This window comes from Collinsella sp. CLA-ER-H8 (assembly GCF_040092335.1).
GTDB lineage: Bacteria > Actinomycetota > Coriobacteriia > Coriobacteriales > Coriobacteriaceae > Collinsella.
The window spans coordinates 12,946-35,245 of sequence record NZ_JBBNLU010000009.1; the positions used below are offsets into that span (position 1 = coordinate 12,946).

Here is a 22,300-nt window from a genome sequence, read left to right on the forward strand (position 1 = left end):
CCGTTCACGGTCGATTTTCGACCGTTCGCAGGATGCATGCTCTTGAGCAAAATGTTGTGCAAATAAATCTAATGCTATTAAAAAACTGATAACTAACTTAATTACCAGTAGAAACAGATATTTCAGAGCGAATAAACGAAGGTAAATCTGAGTAAATGTCAAGAGAATTGAGAACTGGCTACAAAAATGTCGGTTTTATTGCTCGGATGTTTAAACAATAGTTACAATAGTATTACTATGCGAGCGCAATTACAGATTGCGCAGATACGTTTGATAGTGAAAGAGCAAGATCGCGGTCTCTTGGGGAGGAGACATCGATGAAAGCGAATTCAGAAAAAACTAAGCAGAGTAAAAAAGCGACGCGCCGTGTACTGGCAGGCGTTTTGTGCGGAGCATCCGTTTTGAGCCTGGTACTGTCGCTCGTCATGCCTCCGATCTCGCAGGCCATTGCAAACGATGCCCAGACAGGTTCTACCGAGGCGACCGTTGCAGACGCGAGCGCTTTGGGCGAGGACGCCGGTGCAGACGAGAACGTTTTGGGTGAGGAGGCCGGTGCAGGCAATTCCACGGGCAAAGACGCCGAAAACCAGATTAGTGACGACGCTGAGGGTGGCGCGAGCGAAGACGCCGTCACCGAGGGTCAGCCGTCCGACGACACGAAGGTCGAGGGCGACACGCAGTCTGCGGATGATGGTGCCAACGGCGATGGTGCAATCGCACTCACTGCAGGAAATGAATCGTCTTATACAATCAACAGTGGGGATGAACTCAGCAATAAGCTTCTTAACGAGAACTTTCGCGATGCAAAAGGCTGCGCGACTTTTGAGCTTGTTAACGATATTGAATGCAACCAAGAGATTGGGTTTGAACAAACTGTCGACAACCCTATCAATATCACACTAAATCTAAACGGTCACAAGATTAAATATACGAATCAGAGCCAGCCCCTGTTTAACATCACCGGTGGCGCGACACTTACAATTAAGGATTTAATTAAGGATTCTGATTCTGAGAAAGATCCTGAGAAAGCGAGTGATAAGGGCATCAAAGTCCAGGAGCTAAATGATCAGGGCCAGAACTTAAATCCCACCAATTATGGTAAAGCAGCAGAGTTGTCTTACAACAATGATGGCATTCCGTATAGCCTTACCTACTACGTGACCGAATCGTCCCCGAGTACAATAGACATAACCAAGACAACCGAGACGCTTTTCAAACATAGCGTCGATATTAAAGGTGCCATCGTGGCGTGCGGTGGCAATGAAAACCTGAAGCTCATCAACATCAATGACGGTGGTCATTTCAGTCTTGAGAGCGGCGTGCTCACACAAGAGAAAGACTGCAATGTCCGGAACCTGGTGTACGCGGTGAACAAGTCGACCGTCAATATGAACGGTGGTTACGTTTGTGGAGGTTATTGTCCGGACCATGCTGCCGGCGCAGGAATATCTGTCGAAAATTCGACTCTTAGCATTTCTAACGGCGTAATTGCCGGCAACTGCGCTCCTAGTGGCGGCGGTGTATATGCCAATGGATCTGCAGTCAAGGTGACCGGCGGCGTAATCTCCGGTAATAGCACTAACAGTAACGGATATGGTGGCGGCATCATGGCCGAAAATGGCGGCAGCGTTACTGTTTCCGGCGGTTACATTACGAACAATCGCTATGCCAATTTCTGCGGTAGTAAAGGCGATGGTTGTCATGGTGGCGCTGGGCTTGCCACCAGTAACGGCGCCCATGTCACCATTTCTGGTGGCCAGATTACTGGCAACTATTCCGAGGAAGCTGGCGGCGGCGTTTACGTTACCAGTAAGTTTCAACCAAATATGACATGGCTCAACATTACGGGAGGAAATATTGCCTCTAACGTGAGCCGCCAATCTGAAGGTGCCGGCATCCGAGTGGGCCAGAGGGTTGACGTGATGATTAACGGCCCTAAAGAAAGTAACGGCACTAAAGAAAGTAAAGTCTACATTACCAACAACACTTGCCTGTCTCGCTTCGACTGGGGCGGTGGCGGTATTTTTGTTCAGGGTAGTTCGCAAAACGCGGCTGACGCAGGCAGGCTGTTTGTATACAACTCGTATATAAGCACCAATACCGCTGGTGGCTATGGTGGTGGCGTTGCAGTCTGCCCGACGGGCAAGACGTTGGTAACGAACACCGACGGCACGGCGATCTTTGGCAACACTGACGCTGGAGGCGCCGATTCTTACGATAGTGAAAACAATAACAATGATGGTAACCCCCATCTTTCTGGCGGTGGCGGCGGTAAGACAGAAGACAAGGAAGCCTATTACTCGGCCGATAGTAACGGCTATCATGTTTTTCGTAACAGTGGTCATGCCGATTTCTTCCTCGCGGCGAAAGGTAACACAACGCCGGTCGCAGTGGTAAGCGGCAAGATGCTTGGCGATATAGACGCCAAGTATTCGGGAAGCATTGAGCTAACGAATTGCATTGCCATCCCCGCCAACGGTGCTGCTCAGGTAAAAAATAGCATCGGTCTGTCTTCGGGTGTTGATACCAGGGATAAAACGACGATTGATGCAGTACGGAATAAAGCGACAACTTTCATCACGGGCAACTATTCTTGGGACCATGGTGGCGGCATCATGTCGAATGGCAACTTGTACCTAGGCGAGCCTGCGGATACGTACATCTTACCGAGCCTTAAGTTGAAGGCAACCAAGGCGCTGATAAATCAGCAGGCCAATCAGCAGACCAATCAAAACATGAATTTTCACAAAGGCAAGTTCTCCTTCTCGGTCTACCGTATGGATTCGGATGACGCGACGGAGCCCTATTGGAATGACAAGACATTCAACAGTGGCGGCTGCACCTTGGTCGGAACCGCCAAGAATGATGGGAGCGGTAACATCACCTTTGACCTTGGCGAACAGTACATTAATAAGGCCGTTAAGGCTAATGAGATTACATACTACTTGGTCGAAAATGCTGGTAATGATCCCGGCATCACGTACGATCCCGACATCACGTACGATCCAGCCGTGTACAAGATTGTGGTGAAGGTTCAGGACAACACAACGCAACTCATGAAAGTGCCTAGCAGGAAAAATCCAAACTCGGAGGTTCCTCTTTGCATTCACAACTACAAGATCACAAGCGTGAGTCTGGGAGATTCGCCTAACCCGTTGAAACCGAACGACCAAGGTTATTATTCGATTGTCGGCCCCGACGGGGGAAAGACCTTCACCAACAAGTACACTCGGTACACCTCCAGAGGCTCCTGGACTCCTAAGGCGACTAAGGTCGTTAAGGGTGGTGAGATGAAGGAGTTTACGCTTCAACTTGCGAAAGACAGCAAATTTAGAGTCGAAGACATCGTCGGCACTGCCGTGACCTCTGGCGATAAAAAGAAGCAGATGCTTCCGTTCGTCTTTGATAAGGGGATTGCGTACACGCTCTCTGATATCACGAAGGGTCCCTACACTGCTGGTGACACTACGGGTCGTGGCGCTTCCAAGACCTTCACGTACTACATGCGCGAGAAGGACGATAGCTCGATTTTTTCGCATTACAAGTTTGATCATTCGGTCTATAAGCTTGACGTCACGATGGCGGATCAGAAAAATTGCAAAATCGTCCCCGTGAAGGTGACCTACATGAAGGGATCCGTTGGCTCCGATGGCGAGTGGAAGCCAGACCCCGATGCCAAAGAACAGGACCTCACCGACACCTCCATCCCCACCTTCACCAACACCTACTCCACCTCTTTGCCCCTTTCTGGTATGTCGGGCGTCACTCTGACGTACCTTGCCGGCGCGGCGGTGCTTTGCGCTGCTGCGGCCTGGATGCACATTCGTCGTAAGGCGAATGCGAAGGGAGGTAAGCGTCGTGAATAAGAAAGTTTGCTCCTTCCCGATCTTGTTTGCGCTGCTTGCCCTCCTGATCGGCACCTGCGCGGTTGTGTTCCCCGCTTCCGCGCAGGCCGCGCCGACCTCGACCGGTTCCATCACGGTGAGCGGCACCGTGGCGCGCAGCTACGATGCCTACCAGATCTTTAGCGCCAACGTCGTCGACGGCGTCAGCGACGCCAAGATCGCCACCGACCTCGCCTGGGCAAGCGACGCCGTGCGCGACGCCGCGCTGCCCGTGCTGCACAGCGCCGGCATGCCCAATTCCCAGACCACCGCGCAGGAAGCTGCCGAGTGGCTCAACACCGATTCCCACCTTACGAGCGCGTTGAGCGCACAGCTCGCTCGTTCCCTCCAGAGCCCTGGTGCCGTGTCCGTGGCCCTTAACGCGGGCACGACGGCCGAGCTGTCCTGTGGCTACTGGCTCATCGTCGCCGACGACGCCGCCATTTCCCAGAACGAAGCCGGCACCGCGCCGATCATGGCCCTGGTGGGCGGCAGCGCCGTCACCGTCAAGCCCAAGGCGGCGACCCCCAAGGTGTCCAAGCATGTGCTGGAGGACGGCACCGCCGCCTGGCAGAAGGCCGCCGACGCCACGGTCGCCGACGACCTGTACTGGCGCCTCTCGGCCACGGTCCCGGCGGGCCTCGCGGTCTACGACACCTATACGGTGCGGTTCGTCGACACCATGAGCGCGGGGCTCGACCCCTCCAAGGTCGCCGCGAGCATGCGCGTGTACGTGGCGGCGGGTGCGGACGGAGGCTTTGACGCAGTCTCGGCCGGCAGGGACGGCCGCGCCGGCACCGAGCCCGCGAAGGGCTGGACCGATATCACGGCCCAGTGCGCCACCAAGGTAGCGGCCGACGGCAAGACCTTCACAGTGCGCACCGGCGACCTCATCGCCGCGCTCGGCGGAGCCGACGCCTTTACCGCGGGCGCCCGCGTGGTCGCCGTGTACAATGCGCCGCTCAACAGCGCGTGCAACCACGGCATCGCGAAGGGCAACCCCAACGAGGTCTACCTGCGCTACCCGCGCTCTCCCTTTGCCGACCAGTCCGGCGACGCCGGCTTCACCCGCACGCCGAGCGACGACGCGTGCGCCTACACCTGGGATCTCGCGCTCACCAAGCGCGGTAGCGACGGCGACAAGCCGCTTGCCGGGGCGGTCCTGGGCATCGCCGACGACCGCGGTCGAACGCTAGCGGCCGACGGCATGTGGGATGCCGAGGGCAAGGCCACTGTCACCACGGGCGAGGACGGCCGCGTGACCGTCTCGGGCGTGGACTCGGGCAAGCTGGAGGTCCGCGAGCTCAAGGCGCCCAAGGGCTATGCCGCCTTTGAGGGCACGCGCTCCGTGACGGTCAAGGCTGAGGGCCTGGACGTCGACCAGGTGGCCGCCGCCAAGCCCAAGCTCACCATCACGGCCGAGTCGCCCCTGCGCGCCGACAGCGCGGACGGGTCGACGGGCAGCCTGGAGGCGTCGCTCATCAACACGCCCACCGGCACACCCCCTAGCATTACCACCGGAGGCTTTATGCCCTCGACTGGCGATATGGCAATGTACGCCGCGGCCGCCGCAGCGGTCGCCGGAGCCGCGCTCATCGTGGTCGCGCTCCTGGTCAAGCGGGGAGGTGGCAGCCATAAAGAGTAGCTGGCAGCCCCACAGAGAGCGGGGCGAGACGTAGCGAAGTAGATGCTAAGACACAGACAGATGATGACCGATCGAATGAGAACCAAACGGAAAACGGAGGAAAAGAAGATGAGCATGAACAAGAACATCGCACGCCTGGCAGTAACCGCCGGCCTCACGGCGGCGTTGAGCTTCGGCGGTGTGATGGCCCCGGTGACCATGGCGTTTGCTGAGTGCGTGCCAACGGTGGCTACGGAGAATGGCAAGGTGTTTATCACTGACCCTGACACTGAATATACCGACACATCTTTCAAGGGCATCCAGATTTTCAAGGCGACGGTCACACAGAATAAGGATGGAAATACCTGGTCAGGTGATAAGACGCTTTCCGATATCGATTGGGCATCGCTTGAAGTTCAAAAAGCTGTGATCAGTGCATTTACTTGCGCCGATGGAACTTGCGCCGATGGAGCTCCTCGTACGGATACAAGCGCTCAGGCTTGGGCCAAGTACATTAATGATCATGCCGGTGATAAAGTTGGTCAGACTGCCAAGGTTGACGCTGACTCCACGTTGGATAAGATTGCTGCCGCACTTGAGGGCTCGAATCTAACCTGGACAAAACCGAGCGATTCCAGCAAGGGTAACTTTGAGAGTCTGGACCAAGGCTACTGGCTTTTCGTGACCGATGTGCCCAGTAAGACCGGCAATACTGACGCGTACACTTCGCCGATTTTCACCATTGTCGGTGGCTCTGACGTTAATGTAGCCCCCAAGAAGAGCGTCCCCAACGTGACCAAGGCCGTCAAGGACGACAATAATGGCAGCTTTGTGACTGATGAGAGTAAAAATGTCTTCGAGGCGCCCAATAGGGTTGCGGACTCTGCATCCGATCAGCTGGTTGAGTATCAGCTTGCAGGTACCGTGGCCAGCAATATCAATACTTATAATGAGTACAGCTATACCTTCACCGATGACCTGCCTTCTACGATGGTGCCCGAGCTCGTTAATGATAAGCCCGTTGTTAAGGTAAAGATTGGCGACAAAACGGTTGAGCCGAAATACTATGATGCACAGTACAACACTGCCAAGAACGAGCTTGTTGTTTCTTTTGGCAACCTTAAGAAAGAAATTAAATCCGACAAGGATGAGGTTATTACCGTTAGCGGTAGCTCCAAAATCTATGTGAACTATAAGGCGAAGCTCGACCCTACTAAAGTTAAGGCCGATATGCTCGGTAAAGGCCAGAAGAACACCGTTACTCTGACCTATTCCAATAACCCTCACTCTACCGAAACGGGCACAACAGTCGTACATCCCGCTTATGATTACACCTACGGCATTGACGTCACCAAGGTTGGTGATGAAGAAACCCCTAAGAAGCTCTCTGGTGTTGTGTTTAAGCTGCAGGAGAAGAACGGCAGCACTGTCGAGGACGAGTACATTGATGCTAACGGAGTAAAGCAGGCGAACGCCGAGAATGCCAAGCTCACCACGGCCGAGGACGGCAAGATTAGCGTCATCGGTCTCGATGAGGGCACTTACGTCCTCACGGAGGTCACGCCCGCGCCTGGCTACGATAACTCTCACGGCAACAAGGGCATCACGTTCACCATTACGCGTGGTACGCTTTCCGAGAGCGACGCCACCGTGGTAAATCCTGCGGTTGCGGTAACTGACGGAGACAATACGGGCCTCGTTAAAGCCGAAAACTCCACTGACGGCATGGTGCACCTCACCGTTACCGATAAGAAGGGCTCCGGCCTCCCGCTCACCGGCCTTAACGGTGTGACCTTCACTTGGATCGCTGGCGGCGCGGTGCTCGTCATCGGCGTGGCGCACCTCATCCGCAGCCGTAAGCAGGCTGAGGAGTCCGAGCAGGAGTAACGCTCGCTCACCCATCCCTTTGGCAGGTGGGATGTGATGGCCATGAGACTTGCGGACACTTTTCTCGTCCATCCACGGTCTTGCTTTGCCATGCTCTTTTCGGGGCAGATTCCGCACTGGAGTCTGCCCCGTTTTTTTGGATAACGCAGCCAGCCTCCATCGTCCGATGAATCAAGCGTATGAATATCGAACAGATGTTTGCAATTATTGCGTTTACCAGCTGTGGGTGCATACACTCGCAGTAAAATATCCTTACGACGCATTCCGTGCGCGGGCGGCCGACGACTCGATCGGAGGTCCCCAAATGCTGAAATTCCTTAACGCGCTCGCCGCCCTCGCGGCGGTGGGCACGTTCGTCATCGCGTTTCTAGACTCGTATGAGGTTCGGTTTAAGGTCCGTAGGCGCACGCGCGATGCGGACGGTAGAAGGCATTTGCGCCGCAACAAGCGCAAATAAGAATGCCCGGGGTTCGGAGCCCGGGCATTTAACAACGTCGGAAACTGGTCGCCCGCGCTCCTAAGTACTTACGCGGGGTGCGTCGTTTCCTGTAGTTATTGTATCCCGAATCGCCCCGCCGATTCGGGACATTTTGAAAACGCAAACACGTCGGGCAAACGCGGACAATGCGGCCAAGCTCCTCTGGACGGGGAACCGTGTTTGTAACTATCGAACAAATGTTTGTCAAAATCGCGTTTACCAGGCGTGGGTGCATACACTCGCAGTAAAATACCCTTGCGACGCATCCCGTGCGTGGGCGGCCGACGACTCGATCGGAGGTCACCATATGCTGAAATTCCTTAACGCGCTCGCCGCCCTCGCGGCGGTGGGCTCGTTCGTCATCGCGTTTCTTGACTCGTATGAGGTTCGGTTTAAGGTCCGTAGGCGCACGCGCGGTGCGGACGGTGGACGGCATTTGCGTCGAAAGCGCAAATAAGAATGCCCGGGGGTCGGATCCCGGGCATTTAACAAAAGCTGAAAACTAGGCCGCCCGCGCTCTCGTACACTTACGCGGGGTGCGTCGTTTTCTATTGACATTGTATCCCGAATCGCTCAGCCGATTCGGGACATTTTGAAAACTCAAATGCGGGCCCATACTCGCACTGCGCAATGCTGCCAAGCTGCGTTGTCCGGCGCGGAAGCACGCTAATCGGCTATTATTTGTTTAGACAACTTGAGTTGTAGAGGAGTGACCGGCGATGGTGCAGGGCGCCAAACATATGAAGAGCAATAACGCCGCGGACAACGGCGGCTCAAACCCCCAGCCCAAACCTCAACCAAAACCCAAGCGCCGCCGCAAGCGACTGCCGCGCTGGGCCGACCGGCTCATCACCATCGTCATCATCCTTATTGGCGTGGGCCTTATGACCTGGCCGTGGATCTTGGACCGGCTCGAGGCCTCGGGCGTGTTCAACCAGATCAGCACCGTGTCCAGCACCGTGGACGCGCTGTCTGCCGAGGAGCGCGAGCGCATCCTGCTCCAGGCGCGCTCCTTTAACGAGCAGCTGGCTGGCGAGGCCACCGAGCTTCCCGCCGACCAGATTGAGCCCTACACCCAGCAGCTCATCTTTGACCGCGACCCCATGATGAGCTGGATCGAAATCCCCTCCATCGACGTGAGCATGCCCATCTACCACGGCACGAGCGAGGAAGTCCTCATGGCGGGCGTCGGCCACCTGGAGGGCACGAGCCTACCGGTGGGTGGTACCTCGACGCATTGTGTGCTCACCGCGCACTCGGGCATGCGCAACCTGAGCATGTTCGACGACATCCACTCGCTGGAGCCCGGCGACCTGGTGCTGCTACACACCATGAACAAGACGCTCGCCTACAAGATGGTGGACTCCGAGGTCGTGCTGCCAGAGGAGATGGAGTCGCTGACCATCGAGCCCGGCGCCGACAAGGTGACGCTCGTCACCTGCACGCCCTATGGCGTGAACGACCATCGCCTGCTGGTGCATTGCGTGCGCACCAAGTACAACAAGAAGGACGTCGACAAGCAAAAGTCGCTGGCCGGTCGCCACTGGGGCAAGCGCGAGTTTGCCGTGCTTATCGTGGCCGTAGCCATTGTGCTGTTGCTGCTGGACATCGTGGTTCACGCGATCCGTAAGCGCCGCAAGGCCAAGGCCTCGGCATAGGACATCGTTCGGAACCACCACAATGGGGACAGGCACCTTTGTGGTGGTCGGAACTTCCAAACCATCACAACATTCGATGAAAATCGCGATTTTGACGAAAAGCGTCGAATGTTGTGATGGTTTTCGTTATGGACGGCGCGGTTTTCGTTGTGGGCGGGACGGTTTTCGCTATGGACGGTGCGGTTTCGCTGCAGAACCGCCAACCCGCCACCTGCAAGCCCGCCGCCCTCGTTACGTTTTCGCTGCATTTGGGTAAAGCGCCTGCTCCAAGCCGGCGTTGCCCTGTATACTAGAGCGGTTTAACTGTTATGCGGAAGGGAGCGCCTATGGCACTCAGCGAGAAAGACGTGCGCGGCATCGCCGAGTACGCAAAGATCGCACTGACCGATGACGAGCTCACCCAGATGACGTCTTACATGAACGACGCCGTCCAGATGCTCGAGCCCGTCCTGCAATATGACTTGCCCAACGTGGAGCCCACGTTCCATCCTATCGGAAGCCTGTCCAACGTGATGGGCGATGACCTGCGTGAGCCCGAGCGCGACCTACCGCTCGACGTCGCGCTCGAAAACGCCGGCAGCGCGCGCGACCGCTACTTCCGCGTGCCGTCCATTTTGGGAGAGGGGGAGAGCGAGTAATGGCTCAGAGCTTCGATTCCCTTACCGCCGCCCAGATTGCCGCGGGCGTTGCCGCCGGCGACTTTACCGCTACCGAGGTGGCCCAGGCCTCCCTTGCCGCCATCGAGGCGCGCGAGGGCGGGGTCCAGGCATTCCTGCAGGTGGCGCCCGAGCTTGCGCTCGAGGCCGCCGCGCGCGTGGATGCCGACCGTGCCGCAGGCAAGCCGCTGCCCCCGCTCGCGGGCGTGCCGCTGGCCATTAAGGACAACATGAACCTCATGGGCACGCGCACCACCTGCGCCTCCCGCATGCTCGAGGACTACCAGAGCGTCTACACCGCCACCTGCGTCCAACGCATGCTCGATGCCGGCTGCCTGCCCATGGGCAAGGCCAACATGGACGAGTTTGCCTTTGGCAGCTCTACCGAGAGCTCGGCGTTCCACCGCACCAACAACCCCTGGGATACCGAGCGCGTGCCCGGCGGCTCCTCGGGCGGCTCCGCTGCCGCCGTCGCCGCGGGCGAGGTCGCGCTCTCGCTGGGCTCGGACACCGGCGGCTCCATTCGCCAGCCGGCGTCGCTGTGCGGCGTGGTGGGCTTTAAGCCCACGTACGGCGCCGTGAGCCGTTACGGCGTGGTTGCCTTTGGCTCGTCGCTCGACCAGGTTGGCCCCTTCGGCCGCACGGTCGAGGACGTCGCGCTGGCCATGAACGCGCTTACCGGTGCGGGCCACGATCCGTACGACTGCACCAGCCAGGATTGCGCCGTCGACTTTACCGAACATCTCAACGACAGCATCGAGGGCAAGCGCGTGGGCATCATCCCTGCGTTTATGGAGGCCGAGGGCCTGACGCCCGAGGTCAAGGCCGCTGTTCAGCGCGCCGCCCAGGAGCTGCAGAACCAGGGCGCCGAGCTGGTCGAGGTCGACCTGCCGCACCTGGACGCCGCCATCGCCGCCTACTACGTCATTGGCCCGGCCGAGGCGTTCTCCAACCTGGCCCGCTTCGACGGCATTCGCTATGGCTATCAGGAGGAGGGCTGCGCCAACCTGTCCGACCAGAGCTCGCTCTCGCGCGCCCACGGCTTTGGCGCCGAGGCCAAGCGCCGTCAGATGCTCGGCGCCTACCTGCTGAGCTCGGGCGTGTACGACAAGTATTACTACGCCGCGCAAAAGGCCCGCACGCTCATCACGCAGGACTACGATGCCGCGTATGCCAAGGTGGACACCATCCTCATGCCCGCCTCGCCGCGCACGGCCTTTAAGTTTGGCGAGATCAGCGACCCCACGCAGATGTACCTCTCCGACCTGTACACCATTTCGCTCAACATTTGCGGCAACGGTGGTATCTCGGTGCCGCTGGGCCTGGGCGAGGATACTCAGTTGCCCGTTTCTGCCCAGCTGGTGGGCCCGGCCTTTAAGGACCGTCAGTTGCTCACGTTTGCCCGCGCCTTGGAGCGCGGCTTTGCCGATGCCGCCACGGGTGCGCCCGCGCTTTCCGTCGCGCCCGATTTTGCCGGGAAGGGAGGCGAGCTGTAATGAAGGAGCTTTCCGAGGTCCTGCAGGATTGGGAGGCCGTGATCGGCCTGGAGATTCATACCGAGCTCACCGCACTCGATACCAAGATGTTCTGCAACTGCAAGCTCAGCCACGATGACGAGCCCAACGCCAACGTGTGCCCGGTGTGCCTGGGCCTGCCCGGCGCCCTGCCGGTGCCCAACAAGCGCGCCATCGAGAGCATCGTCAAGGCCGGTCTTGCCACCAACTGCGAGATCCAGCGCCACTCGATGTTCTACCGCAAGCACTACTTCTATCCCGACATGGCCAAGAACTTCCAGACCACGCAGGGTCCGGTCGCCTTTGCCATGTACGGTCACCTGGATCTGGACGTGACCGGTCGCGGTGCCGCCGAGCGCCCCGACTGCGCGTTTGGTGAGGCCGAGGCCCAGAGCTTGGCAAGTGCTTCGGCCAATGCCGAGGGCCTGTCCACGTCCATGACGTCGACCATGCGCGAAGGCAATCAGCGTGCCGGCCATCTGGCCAGCTACGACGCGTCCAACCTACAGATGCCCGAGCGCCGCGAGGATGGTTCCTACACGGTGCCCATCCGCATCCTGCGCATCCACATGGAGGAGGACGCCGCCAAGATGGTGCACGTGGGCGGTGCCGAGGGCCGCATTACCGCCGCGACCGAGTCGCTCGTCGACTACAACCGCTGCGGCACGCCGCTCATCGAGCTCGTCACCGAGCCCGATCTGCGCACGCCCGAGGAAGCGCGCCTGTTTATGGAAAAGCTCCGTCGCATTTTTGTGACGCTGGGCATTTCGGACTGCTCCATGGAGAAGGGCTCCATGCGCTGCGACGGCAATGTGTCGCTGCGCCGCCGCGGCGAGACCAAGCTGGGCACCAAGACCGAGCTCAAGAACCTCAACTCGTTTAAGAGTCTGCATGATGGCCTTGCCTACGAGATCTGCCGTCAGGCCGAGGTGCTCGAGGAAGGCGGCATCATCTATCAGGAGACCCGCCACTGGGAGCCCAGCCGCAAGCGCACCGTGGTCATGCGTGTGAAGGAAACGGCCGACGACTATCGCCTGTTCCCCGACCCCGACCTGGCGCCGTTCGATCTGGACGACGAGTTCATCGACCGCTGCCGTGGCGAGATTCCCGAGCTGCCCGATGCCAAACGCGTCCGTTTTGAGGGCGACTTTGGCATTAAGACGGCCGATGCCGAGCAGATTGCCGGCGACCCCGAGTTTGCCGAGTTCTTTGAGGCCGCTGCTGCCGGTATGGCTGGCAAGGAGGCTCAGACGGTCGCAAATTTGCTGGTAAACGAGATGATCGCCTACCTTAAGGGCGCGGGCGTGTCGCTCGCCGAGTCCGGCATCGCGCCGGCTCAGGTGGCAGCTCTTGCCAAGCTGCTGGCGACCGATGCCATCAGCTCCAACCAGGCGCACGAGGTCTTTGAGGCCATGGCCCAGACCGGCGACGACCCCAACAAGATCGTCGACGAGCGCGGTATGCGTCAGGTGAGCGATGCCGGCGCGCTGCAGCCGATCGTGGACGAGGTGCTGGCAAACTGTGCCGATCAGGCGCAGCAGTATCGTGACGGCAACCAGAAGGTCATCGGCTTTTTGGTGGGCCAGTGCATGAAGGCGAGCCGCGGCAAGGGCAACCCGAAGCTCTTCAACGAGTTGCTGAGAACGTCGCTCTCGTAGCTGCGAGGCCGGGGAAGCCCCGAGTCGCCGGGGTATTTCCTCCAAATTTCAAACAGTCCTATGCAAGACGAAGGCCACATTTAGTGGCCTTCTTTGCATGCGGAACTCATTTGGAGCAAACACCCCGGCGACTCGGGGCTTCCCCGGCCAGACGACTCGGCCGTTCGGGTCAGGTAGGCTGAATGGAATAGAGTGAATGGGCGCGCCGTTGGCACGCCCATTGTTTTGTGGGTGTGGCGCAGGGGCGGTCCCCTTGGTTACAGCGCTCCCCAAGATTTCCAAAAAGTTAACCTTTGTTGACCTTAATAGTTAGATAAACTAAACTATTTTCCAAAAGTGTGCTCGAGCAAACTTGTTTACTCGGGTGCTGAGGCACCGTGCCGCGTCCAATGCGGCAAAAGGGAGAGACATCATGAAGAAGTCCACGTTCAACACCCTGCTTGTCGGTGGCGGTTTTCTGCTTGGCACGGCCGGCATCAAGCTGCTTACCAGCGCTCCGGTAAAGAATGCCTGCGTGCAGGGCATTGCGTGCGGCATGCGCATCAAGAATGGCTACCAGGACATGGTCGAGCAGGCCAAGGCTAATGTCGACGACATGGTTGCCGAGGCGGCCTACATCACCCAGAGCGAGGCCGCTGCTGACGAGGCAGCCGAGTAGCACTCCCAGGCACAAACTATGAGATTCTCGATTATCAGCGAGATCCCCGGCAGGACCCGTCTTCAGTTGGCGGGTCCTGTGCCAGAGAGTGATCTCGATGCGCTTCTTAAGCTTGGCGGCGACATTGACGGCGTGCGCAAAGTGCGCGTGTATGGCCGCATTGGCCAGATGGCGCTGGAGTACGACGAGCCGCGCCGCGCGAGCGTGCTTGACGCCTTGGGCGCACTCGATGCTCAAGCTATCGCCGATGCCAAGTCGGGCTACGTGATGCAACTCGAGCCGCGCAAGCACAAACTCGTTATGGACCTGGCGACACTCGTCGGTGCCCATTACGCACGTCGCTGGTTTTTGCCGACGCCTCTGCGTGCGGTGTTTGTCGTGGCTGGTTACATGGCATTTTTGCGCGCTGCCCTTCATGAGCTGGCGCAGCCGCGCCTGACTGTTCCCGTGCTCGACGCTTCGGCCATCGGCATTTCGTTCGTCAAACGTGATGTCGACACCGCGGGCCAGACGATGTTCCTACTCAACGTGGGCGAACTGCTTGAGGACTACACGCGCGCCATGAGCGAAAACGAGCTCATCAACTCGCTGCTCGATGTGCCCGACAAGGCTCAGAAGGTCGTCGGCGACACCGAGGTAAGCGTTGCCGCGACCGAGCTTGAGCCCAGCGATCTGGTCGCCGTGCGCACCGGCATGTCCATCTGCATCGACGGCGTGGTCGAGCAGGGAAGCGCCATGGTTAACCAGGCGACCCTGACCGGCGAGCCGCTCGCCGTCGAGCGCAGCGCGGGCGACGATGTATTCGCCGGCACTGTCGTGGAAGACGGCAGTATCTTGGTGCGCGTGCGCGCCAACACGGCTCAGACCAAGCTCCGCTCGATCGTCTCGCTCGTGCAGACGGCCGACTCGCTCAAGTCCGAGGGCCAGTCGCACATGGAAGACCTCGCCAACAAGATCGTCCCGTGGAACTTCCTGCTCGCGGGTCTTGTCGCTCTCACCACACGTAGCCTCATCAAGACTTCGGCGGCGTTGATGGTCGATTACTCGTGCGCACTCAAGCTCACGGGTTCCGTTGCCGTCATGACTGCCATGAGCGATGCTGCCAAGATGGGCGTCATGGTCAAGGGCGCGAAGTACTTTGAGTCGTTTGCCAAGGCCGACACCATTGTGTTTGATAAGACCGGCACGCTTACCGAGGCACAGCCGCGTCTTGCCTGTGTGCTCACTACCGATGGCTGGAGCGAGGACGAGGTCCTGCGCCTTTCCGCTTGCTTGGAGGAGCATTTCCCGCATCCGGTGGCACGCGCCGTGGTCAATGCGGCACGCGAGCGCGAACTCGAGCATCGCGAGCGCCACGCTGCCGTCGAGTACATCGTGGCACACGGCATCGCTTCGTCCATCGAAGGACGTCGTGCCATCATCGGTTCGGCACATTTTGTGTTTGAGGACGAGGGCGCACACCTCGAATCCGACATCAAGGAGCGCATCGAGTCCCAGATGCAGGGTCTGTCGCCGCTGTATCTGGCGGTCGACGGCACGGTCGTGGGCGTGCTCGGTATCGAGGACCCGCTCAAACCCGGCGTGCGCGAGGCTATCGTCGACCTGCATGCGCTGGGCGTCAAGCATGTCGTTATGCTCACGGGCGATTCGGAGCGCACGGCCGAGCGCATCGCGCGCGAGGCGGGAGTCGACGAGTTCAAGGCCGAACTGCTGCCCGAGGACAAGTACGCTTATGTGGAGCGCATTAAGAGCGAGGGGCGCCACGTTGCCATGGTGGGCGACGGCGTCAACGATTCGCCGGCGCTCGGTTTGGCCGACGTGGGCTTGGCGATGGGTGGCGGAAGCGACATCGCCAAGGAGGTCGCCGATATCATCCTGACCGATACGGATCTGGCCGCGATCGTGCGTCTGCGCCGTATGAGCCAGGGGCTTATCGACCGTCTGACGAGTTCGTATTCCAAGGTGATGCTCACCAACTCGGCGCTGTTGGCATTGGGTATTACCGGCATGATCACTCCGCAGACGTCGTCACTACTGCACAACGGCTCAACGATCGCCTACAGCCTGGGCAACGCAAAGGCTTACCTGCGTTAGCGTTTTCGATTGAGTATATGGCCTGCATTCGGGCGGCACCGCAGCCGCCAGGGTGCAGGCCTTCTTTTGTTTGACGAGAGGCTAGCACAGATATATGCTCGTGCTAGCAATGCTAGTAAATGCTGAAGGTGAGGTTGAGATGGCTACCGTTGGCAGCATGGCACAGGTGAATGTTCGCGTAGATCGCTCGGTTAAAGAGCGCGCCGAGGAGGCACTGCGGCTTTCGGACAGGTCACTGCCCGAGCTCATCAAAAAGGTCGTGGCCAAAGTCGCACAGGGTGGCGGGCAGTGTGAAGAAGTGCTGTCTGCCGTTGATGGCCGGCAACAGACCGTCGCGCACGATACTCCGTTCGCCGCGTCGTGGGCAGCGGCAGACCGGCTTTATGCAGATTTGGGCATCGCTACGTCGCCCGTATCCGACGATCGCGGTTGGGACACAATCTATTCCGAAGCCATGGACGAGCGCTATCGCCAAAAGGGGATGATCCTGTGAGCGGGGCTCCCCTCAAAATAATGGTAGACGCCAACGTATGGGTCGATTCGTTTTGCGTCGACCATGCTGAGTCGCTTGCCGCGCGTGCGTTTATTGGGCGGGCGACGGAGACGGGGGCGTTGCTGTTCTTCCCGGTGCATATCGCTAAGGACGTGCTGTACGTTGTCCAACACGAGCTGAAGCGTAGCGTTCTTGCCAGCGGGGGAGCACTCGACGAGGCATCTGCCCGTGCAATTGGCGATGCGGCGCTGGCGTTTGTTCGGAACATGACCGAAAACGCCACGGCCGTGGGTGCAGATGCGTCGGACCTTTGGCTGGCCGACAAATACTTAGCGCTACATCGCGATTACGAGGACAACTTGGTACTCGCCGCATGCAAGCGCGTACAGGTTGATTACTTGGTAACTAACGATCGTAAACTGCTCGAACATGCCGATCTTGCAGCAAAGACACCTCGTCAAATGATGCCGATTCTTGCTTTGGCCGAACGCGGCGGCGCGGCTATCGGTTGACGCGAACTGTTTGCGGGCCTCTTGGACGACGATGCGCCAAGGGACCCGCGTCTGCTATTTACAAAAGCTCGGCCTTAATGGTGGGACTTTCTGCGAGCTGCTCGGCTGCCTTTTCTTCGGAGCTGTTGAGCGCGGCTAAGCTGCGGTAGACCCACTCGTTGACCTGGGTGTTCTTGACGCCTGCAGTCTGCATAAGGGCACCTACCTCGCGGATTGCTGCGAGCAGATCGGCCTTGGGACCTGCGAGCTCTACCTCGATGCCGTGGTAGGCGGCCACGCCGCGGTTCTCACTCACGTGGTCGATAAAGCCCTCGACGGTCTCAAGCTGCTGGGCGAGAGCCGCATCATCGTCAGCGTCCAGCGCGACGAGTGCGTTCGATACCGTGAGGGCGGGATGTCCGCAGGGGACAAAGCCCTCGATGACATCCATAGCTTCGGTAATGGTTGAGCCCAGGCCTGCGAGGGCATTGACGAGTTGCTGCTTGGCATCCATAACGGTCCTTTCGACGGGTCAATTTTGCTTGGCGAAAATATACGTGACGCGATCGGTAGCAAAAGTGCGAAGTGCGGCGCACATTGGGGTCTTCACAGCTCGTGCATAGAACAGCTGTCCGCTTTCAGAACGTGGTAAGATAACACTCCACAAGCGGGGCTCGCCCCGCATGTTCCTTGAAAAGTCGACGGGTGTTGGGCGCTCGTGCCCAATGCCATCCAGACTTTCCCAACATTCGGGGGCGACTGGTTTCGACACGATAGCCCTGAGAGAGGAAGCAAGCCGAGGTCTCCTCGCCTCGTTAAACAGGGGTACCGTCAAATTGAATTGACAACAACTCTTCTTTTGAGCCTATGGCTCTCGCTGCTTAGTTTATAGCGGCGCGTCAACCCGGTGATTTCCCCGACACCGGCGCGACGTCATGTTAGGGGAATGCTCCTGCGCACGTAATCGGTATGGCGCAGGCTAAGACCGAACCGGTTAGGACGCCGCGAGCGTGTCGCTGCGCGCAAAGCGTCCGAGACTAAACCAGCGACTGAGCTTGGAGATGCCAATCAGGGGGCTTTCGTGGACCGGAGTTCGATTCTCCGCGCCTCCACCATAAGTAACAGGCAGGTAGAGAAGTGTCTCTACCTGCCTTTTTATTTCTAGTCCGCACCGCGGAGAATCGAACTCTGTGCAGGGCGCGGGCGTTAAGAAAACGCGTAAGCGTTTTTAGCCCGCGGGCGAGGACGCCGGCAGGCGGCCGAAGCCGGTGCGGATTTGCGAAGCAAATACGCGGATTCTCCGCGCAAACTATCAGCTCAATATGGATGCGATGTTTATCGAATCTCAGCCGGCCATGCGCCGCATCAACGGATCCCCCCGCACCGCGGAGAATCGAACTCTGTGCAGGGCGCGGGCGTTAAGAAAACGTCGCGGCAGCGCAGGGTGGGACATGCTTTCCCAATGGCGGCCCAGGCGGAAAGTCCATCCCGGAATCCGCGCTCAGACTGGGACGTAGTTTCCGGATGGCGCCTCAAGCGGAAACCGCGACCCGGAATCGAGCCGTAGAGTGGGACATGCTTTCCCAATGGCAGCTCAAGCGGAAAGCGCATCCCGGAATCTAAGCTCGGAATGGGATTCATTTTCCTGATGACGGGCTCAGCGGAAAATGCGACCCGGAATTTGCTCTGAGAACGGGACGCGCTTTCCCGTCGACCGCCCCGCCCTCTTCAACTCCAAAACCCGCGCGCTCGCCATCCCAAAACTGGGTAGAAGAAGGCCAAAACGCAATCGCAGGAGGTCAATATGACTGCAGAAGATAAGGCAAAGAACGCCGGCAAGGTCGCGCTCGTCTTGGAGGGTGGTAGTTTTCGCGGGCAATTTACCGCGGGCGTGCTCGACGTTCTCATGGAGGCTGGCGTCGAGATTCCAGCTGTCTACGGTGTATCGGCCGGCGCCCTCAACGGCGTGAACTACAAGTCGCACCAGATCGGCCGTGCCAACCGCATCAACCTGGCTTTCTGCAACGACAGCCGCTTCATGGGTGCCGCATCGTTTGCGTCCACGGGCTCTATTGTGGGTTACGACTTTATTTTCAACGATGTCCAGGACCGCCTGGATCCCTTTGACAACGAGACGTTCGACGCGAGCCCCATCGAGATGTACGCCGTCGCGACGGACATGCTTTTTGGAACCGCCACGTACCTCCCGGTCAAAAGCGCCGTGCTCGATCTCGACGCCGTACGCGCCTCGACGTCGCTGCCGCTGGTGACGCCGCCGGTCGAGATTGACGGGCACAAATACGTCGACGGTGGCGTAGCCGATTCGATCCCCATCGAGCACGTGCTGGAGGAGGCGGGCTTCGACCGTGCGGTCGTCATCGTCACGCAGGACCGCTCGTACGAGAAAAAGCCCTACGAGTTTATGCCTGCCGCGCGCGCCCGCTATGCCGACTACCCCTATCTGCTCGAGGGAATCGAGACGCGCCACGACCGTTACAACATCCAGCGCATGCACCTATGGAAGTATGAGCGCGAGGGCCGTGCGTTGGTCGTCGCTCCGCAAAAGTCGGTCGAGGTCGGCCATGTCGAGCACGATCCGGCAAAGCTTTTGGACCTGTATATCCAGGGCCGCCAGGAGGCAAAGCGCCTGCTCGCGGAAATCCAAGAGTTCGTTGAGCGCTAACGACGGCGAACCCTCAAAAAATGACAACAGCTAAAGAGCTGGAAAATCACGGCTCGTGGATGACATGTGCAGAAACTCTGGTCGGAGCCAAAATACCTGTTGACTCGTACGGCGAGCGGGGTAATATGGACGGGTTACTTGCAGAGCCCCGTGAATCTCTGTAACAACACGTACTGTACATGGAGGAGTCTAAGTGATTTCGAAATCGACTCACTACGCCAAGCAGGGCGAGGTCCAGCGCAACTGGGTTCTCGTCGACGCCGATGGTGCTGTCCTGGGCCGTCTTGCCACCCAGATCGCAATGATCCTGCGCGGTAAGAACAAGCCCCAGTTCACGCCCAACAGCGACTGCGGCGACTTCGTTGTCGTCATCAACGCCGATAAGGTCCAGCTTACCGGTAACAAGGCCGACACGAAGACCTATTATCGCCACAGCGGCTACAACGGCGGCCTCAAGGCTGAGAGCTTCCGCCAGGCTATGGAGAAGCACCCGGAGAAGGTCATCGAGCGCGCCGTTCGCGGTATGCTGCCCAAGACTACCCTCGGCCGTGCCCAGATGACCAAGCTTAAGGTCTACGCTGGTGCCGAGCATCCGCATGCTGCCCAGAACCCCACGAAGATTGAGCTGGAGGCTTAAAGATGGCTGAGAACACCGTTGTCTACCAGGGTACCGGCCGTCGTAAGAACGCCGTCGCCCGCGTCCGTCTCGTCCCCGGCACCGGCAAGGTGACCATCAACAAGCGTGACGCCGAGCAGTATTTCGGCCGTCATCAGCTCGTTGAGAACGCCCTTGCTCCCTTCAAGGTGACCGACACTGCCGGTCAGTTCGACGTTATCGCTCTGTGCGATGGCGGCGGCATCTCCGGTCAGTCCGGCGCTCTGCGCCTGGGTATCGCTCGCGCTCTTCTGAACGCTGGCGACTACCGTGCTGACCTCAAGAAGGCCGGTTTCCTTACGCGCGATGCTCGCGTGGTCGAGCGCAAGAAGTACGGCCTCAAGAAGGCCCGCCGCGCTCCCCAGTTCTCCAAGCGCTAAGGTTTTATCTCCTTTCGAGATACAATGTACAAGCGGGGCCTGCCGATTCCTCGGCGGGTCCCGCTTTTCTTTTTCGACTAGGGTGGGCGGTTGCATATCGCCTGCTAGGGAAGGAGCGATCCTATGCCCCAGAACATCTTCGGTACCGACGGCGTCCGTGGCGTCGCCAATGCCGACCTCTCGTGCGACCTCGCGTTTCGCCTGGGCCGCGCGGCGACCAAGTTCCTTGGTCCGGATATCTGCGTCGGCCGCGACACGCGTCTTTCGGGCACCATGCTCGAGAGCGCTCTGACCGCCGGCATTATGGCCGAGGGCGGCCGTCCGCATTGCTGCGGCGTTATCCCCACGCCCGCCGTGGCGCTGCTCACTGTTCAAAACGAGCTCGACGGCGGCATCGTCATCTCCGCTTCGCATAATCCGCCGGAGTTCAACGGCATCAAGTTCTTTAGCCGCAAGGGCATGAAGCTTCCCGATGCGGTCGAGGAAGAGATCAGCGCCTGGGTCATGTCCGAGGAAGCCATGGCTGCCGACACGCTGCCGACCGGTGCCGGCGTGGGCCACATCATCAAGATGAAGGACGCTCGCAAGGCATACGTCGACCACGCCATCGATACGCTTGATGGCCTGAGGCTCGACGGCCTAGTCGTTGCCGTCGACTGCGGCCATGGCGCTTCCTGCCAGACCACGCCCGCCGCGCTGCAGCGCCTGGGTGCCACGGTCCATGCCATCAACACCGATTACTGCGGCACCGACATTAACGTTGAGTGCGGCTCTACGCACCTCGAGCCCCTGCGCGAGCTCGTGCTGCGCACCCATGCTGACATCGGTCTGGCCCACGACGGCGACGCCGACCGCGTACTGTTCGTGGACAGCGAGGGCAATGAGATCGACGGTGACTACATCCTGGCTATCTGCGGTTCTGACCTCGCCGCTCGCGGCAAGCTCGCCAACTCCGAGATCGTCTCGACCGTCATGTGCAACCTGGGCTTCTCCATCGCTATGAAGGAGCAGGGCTTCGAGATGGTCCAGACCGCCGTGGGCGACCGCTACGTTCTGGAGCGCATGCTCGCGGACGGCGCCGTCATCGGCGGCGAACAGTCCGGCCACATCATCTTCCTGGAGCACAACACCACCGGTGACGGCCTGGTGACGGCTCTGCAGCTGCTGGCCGTGCTCAAGCGCACCGGCCGCACCCTCACCGATCTTGCCGGCATCATGAAGAAGTACCCGCAGGTACTCGTCAACGTGCATTCCGACAACAAGGCCGGCCTGGACGATTGCCAGCCCATCTGGGATGCTGTCGCTGCTGCCGAGAAGGAGCTTGACGGCCGCGGCCGCATTCTGGTGCGCCCGAGCGGTACCGAGCCGCTGGTCCGCGTGATGGCCGAGGCCGAGACGCACGAGCTGACCCAGCGCGTTGTCGACGACATCGTCGAGGTTGTCAAGCGCGAACTTCCCTAATGGTCAAAAACCGTTGCCAAGTGGTA

The 22,300-nt window shown here is 59.2% G+C and carries 16 protein-coding genes and 1 other RNA gene; 16 read left to right on the top strand and 1 reads right to left on the bottom strand.

Annotated features, from left to right (window positions below; translation table 11 throughout):
- The first annotated feature begins 317 nt into the window (after nt 1–317).
- The 11 genes from AAAX72_RS06895 (at nt 318) to AAAX72_RS06945 (ending at nt 17,116) form a co-directional block, all read left to right on the top strand.
- Complete coding sequence (locus AAAX72_RS06895) at nt 318–3,866, top strand: FctA domain-containing protein (RefSeq protein WP_349129708.1); 3,549 nt, start codon at nt 318–320, stop codon at nt 3,864–3,866.
- On the top strand, nt 3,859–5,529 hold the full coding sequence (locus AAAX72_RS06900) for a SpaA isopeptide-forming pilin-related protein (protein WP_349129709.1): 1,671 nt from the start codon (nt 3,859–3,861) through the stop codon (nt 5,527–5,529). The genes AAAX72_RS06895 and AAAX72_RS06900 overlap by 8 nt, the downstream gene beginning before the upstream one ends.
- A 114-nt stretch (nt 5,530–5,643) precedes the next feature.
- The gene (locus AAAX72_RS06905) at nt 5,644–7,395 is read left to right on the top strand and encodes a SpaA isopeptide-forming pilin-related protein (protein ID WP_349129710.1); all 1,752 of its coding nucleotides are present in this window, start codon (nt 5,644–5,646) and stop codon (nt 7,393–7,395) included.
- A gap of 1,218 nt (nt 7,396–8,613) precedes the next feature.
- Nucleotides 8,614–9,531: a class C sortase gene (locus tag AAAX72_RS06910; protein WP_349129711.1), complete on the top strand. Its 918-nt coding sequence runs from the start codon at nt 8,614–8,616 to the stop codon at nt 9,529–9,531.
- 326 nt (nt 9,532–9,857) lie between these two features.
- Nucleotides 9,858–10,169: an Asp-tRNA(Asn)/Glu-tRNA(Gln) amidotransferase subunit GatC gene (gene gatC, locus AAAX72_RS06915; RefSeq protein WP_349129712.1), complete on the top strand. Its 312-nt coding sequence runs from the start codon at nt 9,858–9,860 to the stop codon at nt 10,167–10,169.
- Nucleotides 10,169–11,683: an Asp-tRNA(Asn)/Glu-tRNA(Gln) amidotransferase subunit GatA gene (gatA, locus tag AAAX72_RS06920; RefSeq protein WP_349129713.1), complete on the top strand. Its 1,515-nt coding sequence runs from the start codon at nt 10,169–10,171 to the stop codon at nt 11,681–11,683. The genes gatC and gatA overlap by 1 nt, the downstream gene beginning before the upstream one ends.
- Nucleotides 11,683–13,359 carry an Asp-tRNA(Asn)/Glu-tRNA(Gln) amidotransferase subunit GatB gene (gene gatB, locus AAAX72_RS06925; RefSeq protein WP_349129714.1) on the top strand — a complete coding sequence of 559 codons (1,677 nt, stop codon included), beginning with the start codon at nt 11,683–11,685 and terminating at the stop codon, nt 13,357–13,359. The genes gatA and gatB overlap by 1 nt, the downstream gene beginning before the upstream one ends.
- Nucleotides 13,360–13,771: 412 nt before the next feature.
- Complete coding sequence (locus AAAX72_RS06930; RefSeq protein WP_055250999.1) at nt 13,772–14,017, top strand: DUF6110 family protein; 246 nt, start codon at nt 13,772–13,774, stop codon at nt 14,015–14,017.
- A gap of 78 nt (nt 14,018–14,095) precedes the next feature.
- Entirely contained in the window at nt 14,096–16,111 is a 2,016-nt protein-coding gene (locus AAAX72_RS06935; RefSeq protein ID WP_349129716.1) for a heavy metal translocating P-type ATPase, read from the top strand.
- Nucleotides 16,112–16,250: 139 nt separating this feature from the next.
- Nucleotides 16,251–16,604 carry a hypothetical protein gene (locus tag AAAX72_RS06940; RefSeq protein WP_349129717.1) on the top strand — a complete coding sequence of 118 codons (354 nt, stop codon included), beginning with the start codon at nt 16,251–16,253 and terminating at the stop codon, nt 16,602–16,604.
- Nucleotides 16,601–17,116 (top strand): PIN domain-containing protein, encoded by a 516-nt coding sequence (locus AAAX72_RS06945; RefSeq protein WP_349129718.1) that lies wholly within the window; start codon nt 16,601–16,603, stop codon nt 17,114–17,116. The genes AAAX72_RS06940 and AAAX72_RS06945 overlap by 4 nt, the downstream gene beginning before the upstream one ends.
- Before the next feature lie 58 nt (nt 17,117–17,174).
- Here AAAX72_RS06945 and AAAX72_RS06950 read toward each other — a convergent pair whose 3' ends face one another.
- Nucleotides 17,175–17,609 carry a hypothetical protein gene (locus AAAX72_RS06950; RefSeq protein ID WP_349129719.1) on the bottom strand — a complete coding sequence of 145 codons (435 nt, stop codon included), beginning with the start codon at nt 17,607–17,609 and terminating at the stop codon, nt 17,175–17,177.
- 237 nt (nt 17,610–17,846) lie between these two features.
- Between AAAX72_RS06950 and ssrA the strand changes: the two genes are divergently transcribed.
- The 5 genes from ssrA to glmM all read left to right on the top strand — a co-directional run bounded on the left by ssrA (nt 17,847) and on the right by glmM (nt 22,274).
- Nucleotides 17,847–18,210: a transfer-messenger RNA gene (gene ssrA / locus AAAX72_RS06955) on the top strand.
- A gap of 689 nt (nt 18,211–18,899) precedes the next feature.
- Nucleotides 18,900–19,778, top strand: a complete 879-nt coding sequence (locus AAAX72_RS06960) for a patatin family protein (protein ID WP_349129720.1) — start codon at nt 18,900–18,902, stop codon at nt 19,776–19,778.
- Nucleotides 19,779–19,971: 193 nt separating this feature from the next.
- On the top strand, nt 19,972–20,415 hold the full coding sequence (rplM, locus tag AAAX72_RS06965; RefSeq protein ID WP_022094635.1) for a 50S ribosomal protein L13: 444 nt from the start codon (nt 19,972–19,974) through the stop codon (nt 20,413–20,415).
- Between the two features lie 2 nt (nt 20,416–20,417).
- A complete protein-coding gene (rpsI, locus tag AAAX72_RS06970) occupies nt 20,418–20,813 on the top strand; it encodes a 30S ribosomal protein S9 (protein WP_022094634.1) in 396 nt (131 codons plus the stop codon).
- Nucleotides 20,814–20,936: 123 nt separating this feature from the next.
- A complete protein-coding gene (gene glmM, locus AAAX72_RS06975; protein ID WP_055251011.1) occupies nt 20,937–22,274 on the top strand; it encodes a phosphoglucosamine mutase in 1,338 nt (445 codons plus the stop codon).
- The last annotated feature ends 26 nt before the right edge of the window (nt 22,275–22,300 follow it).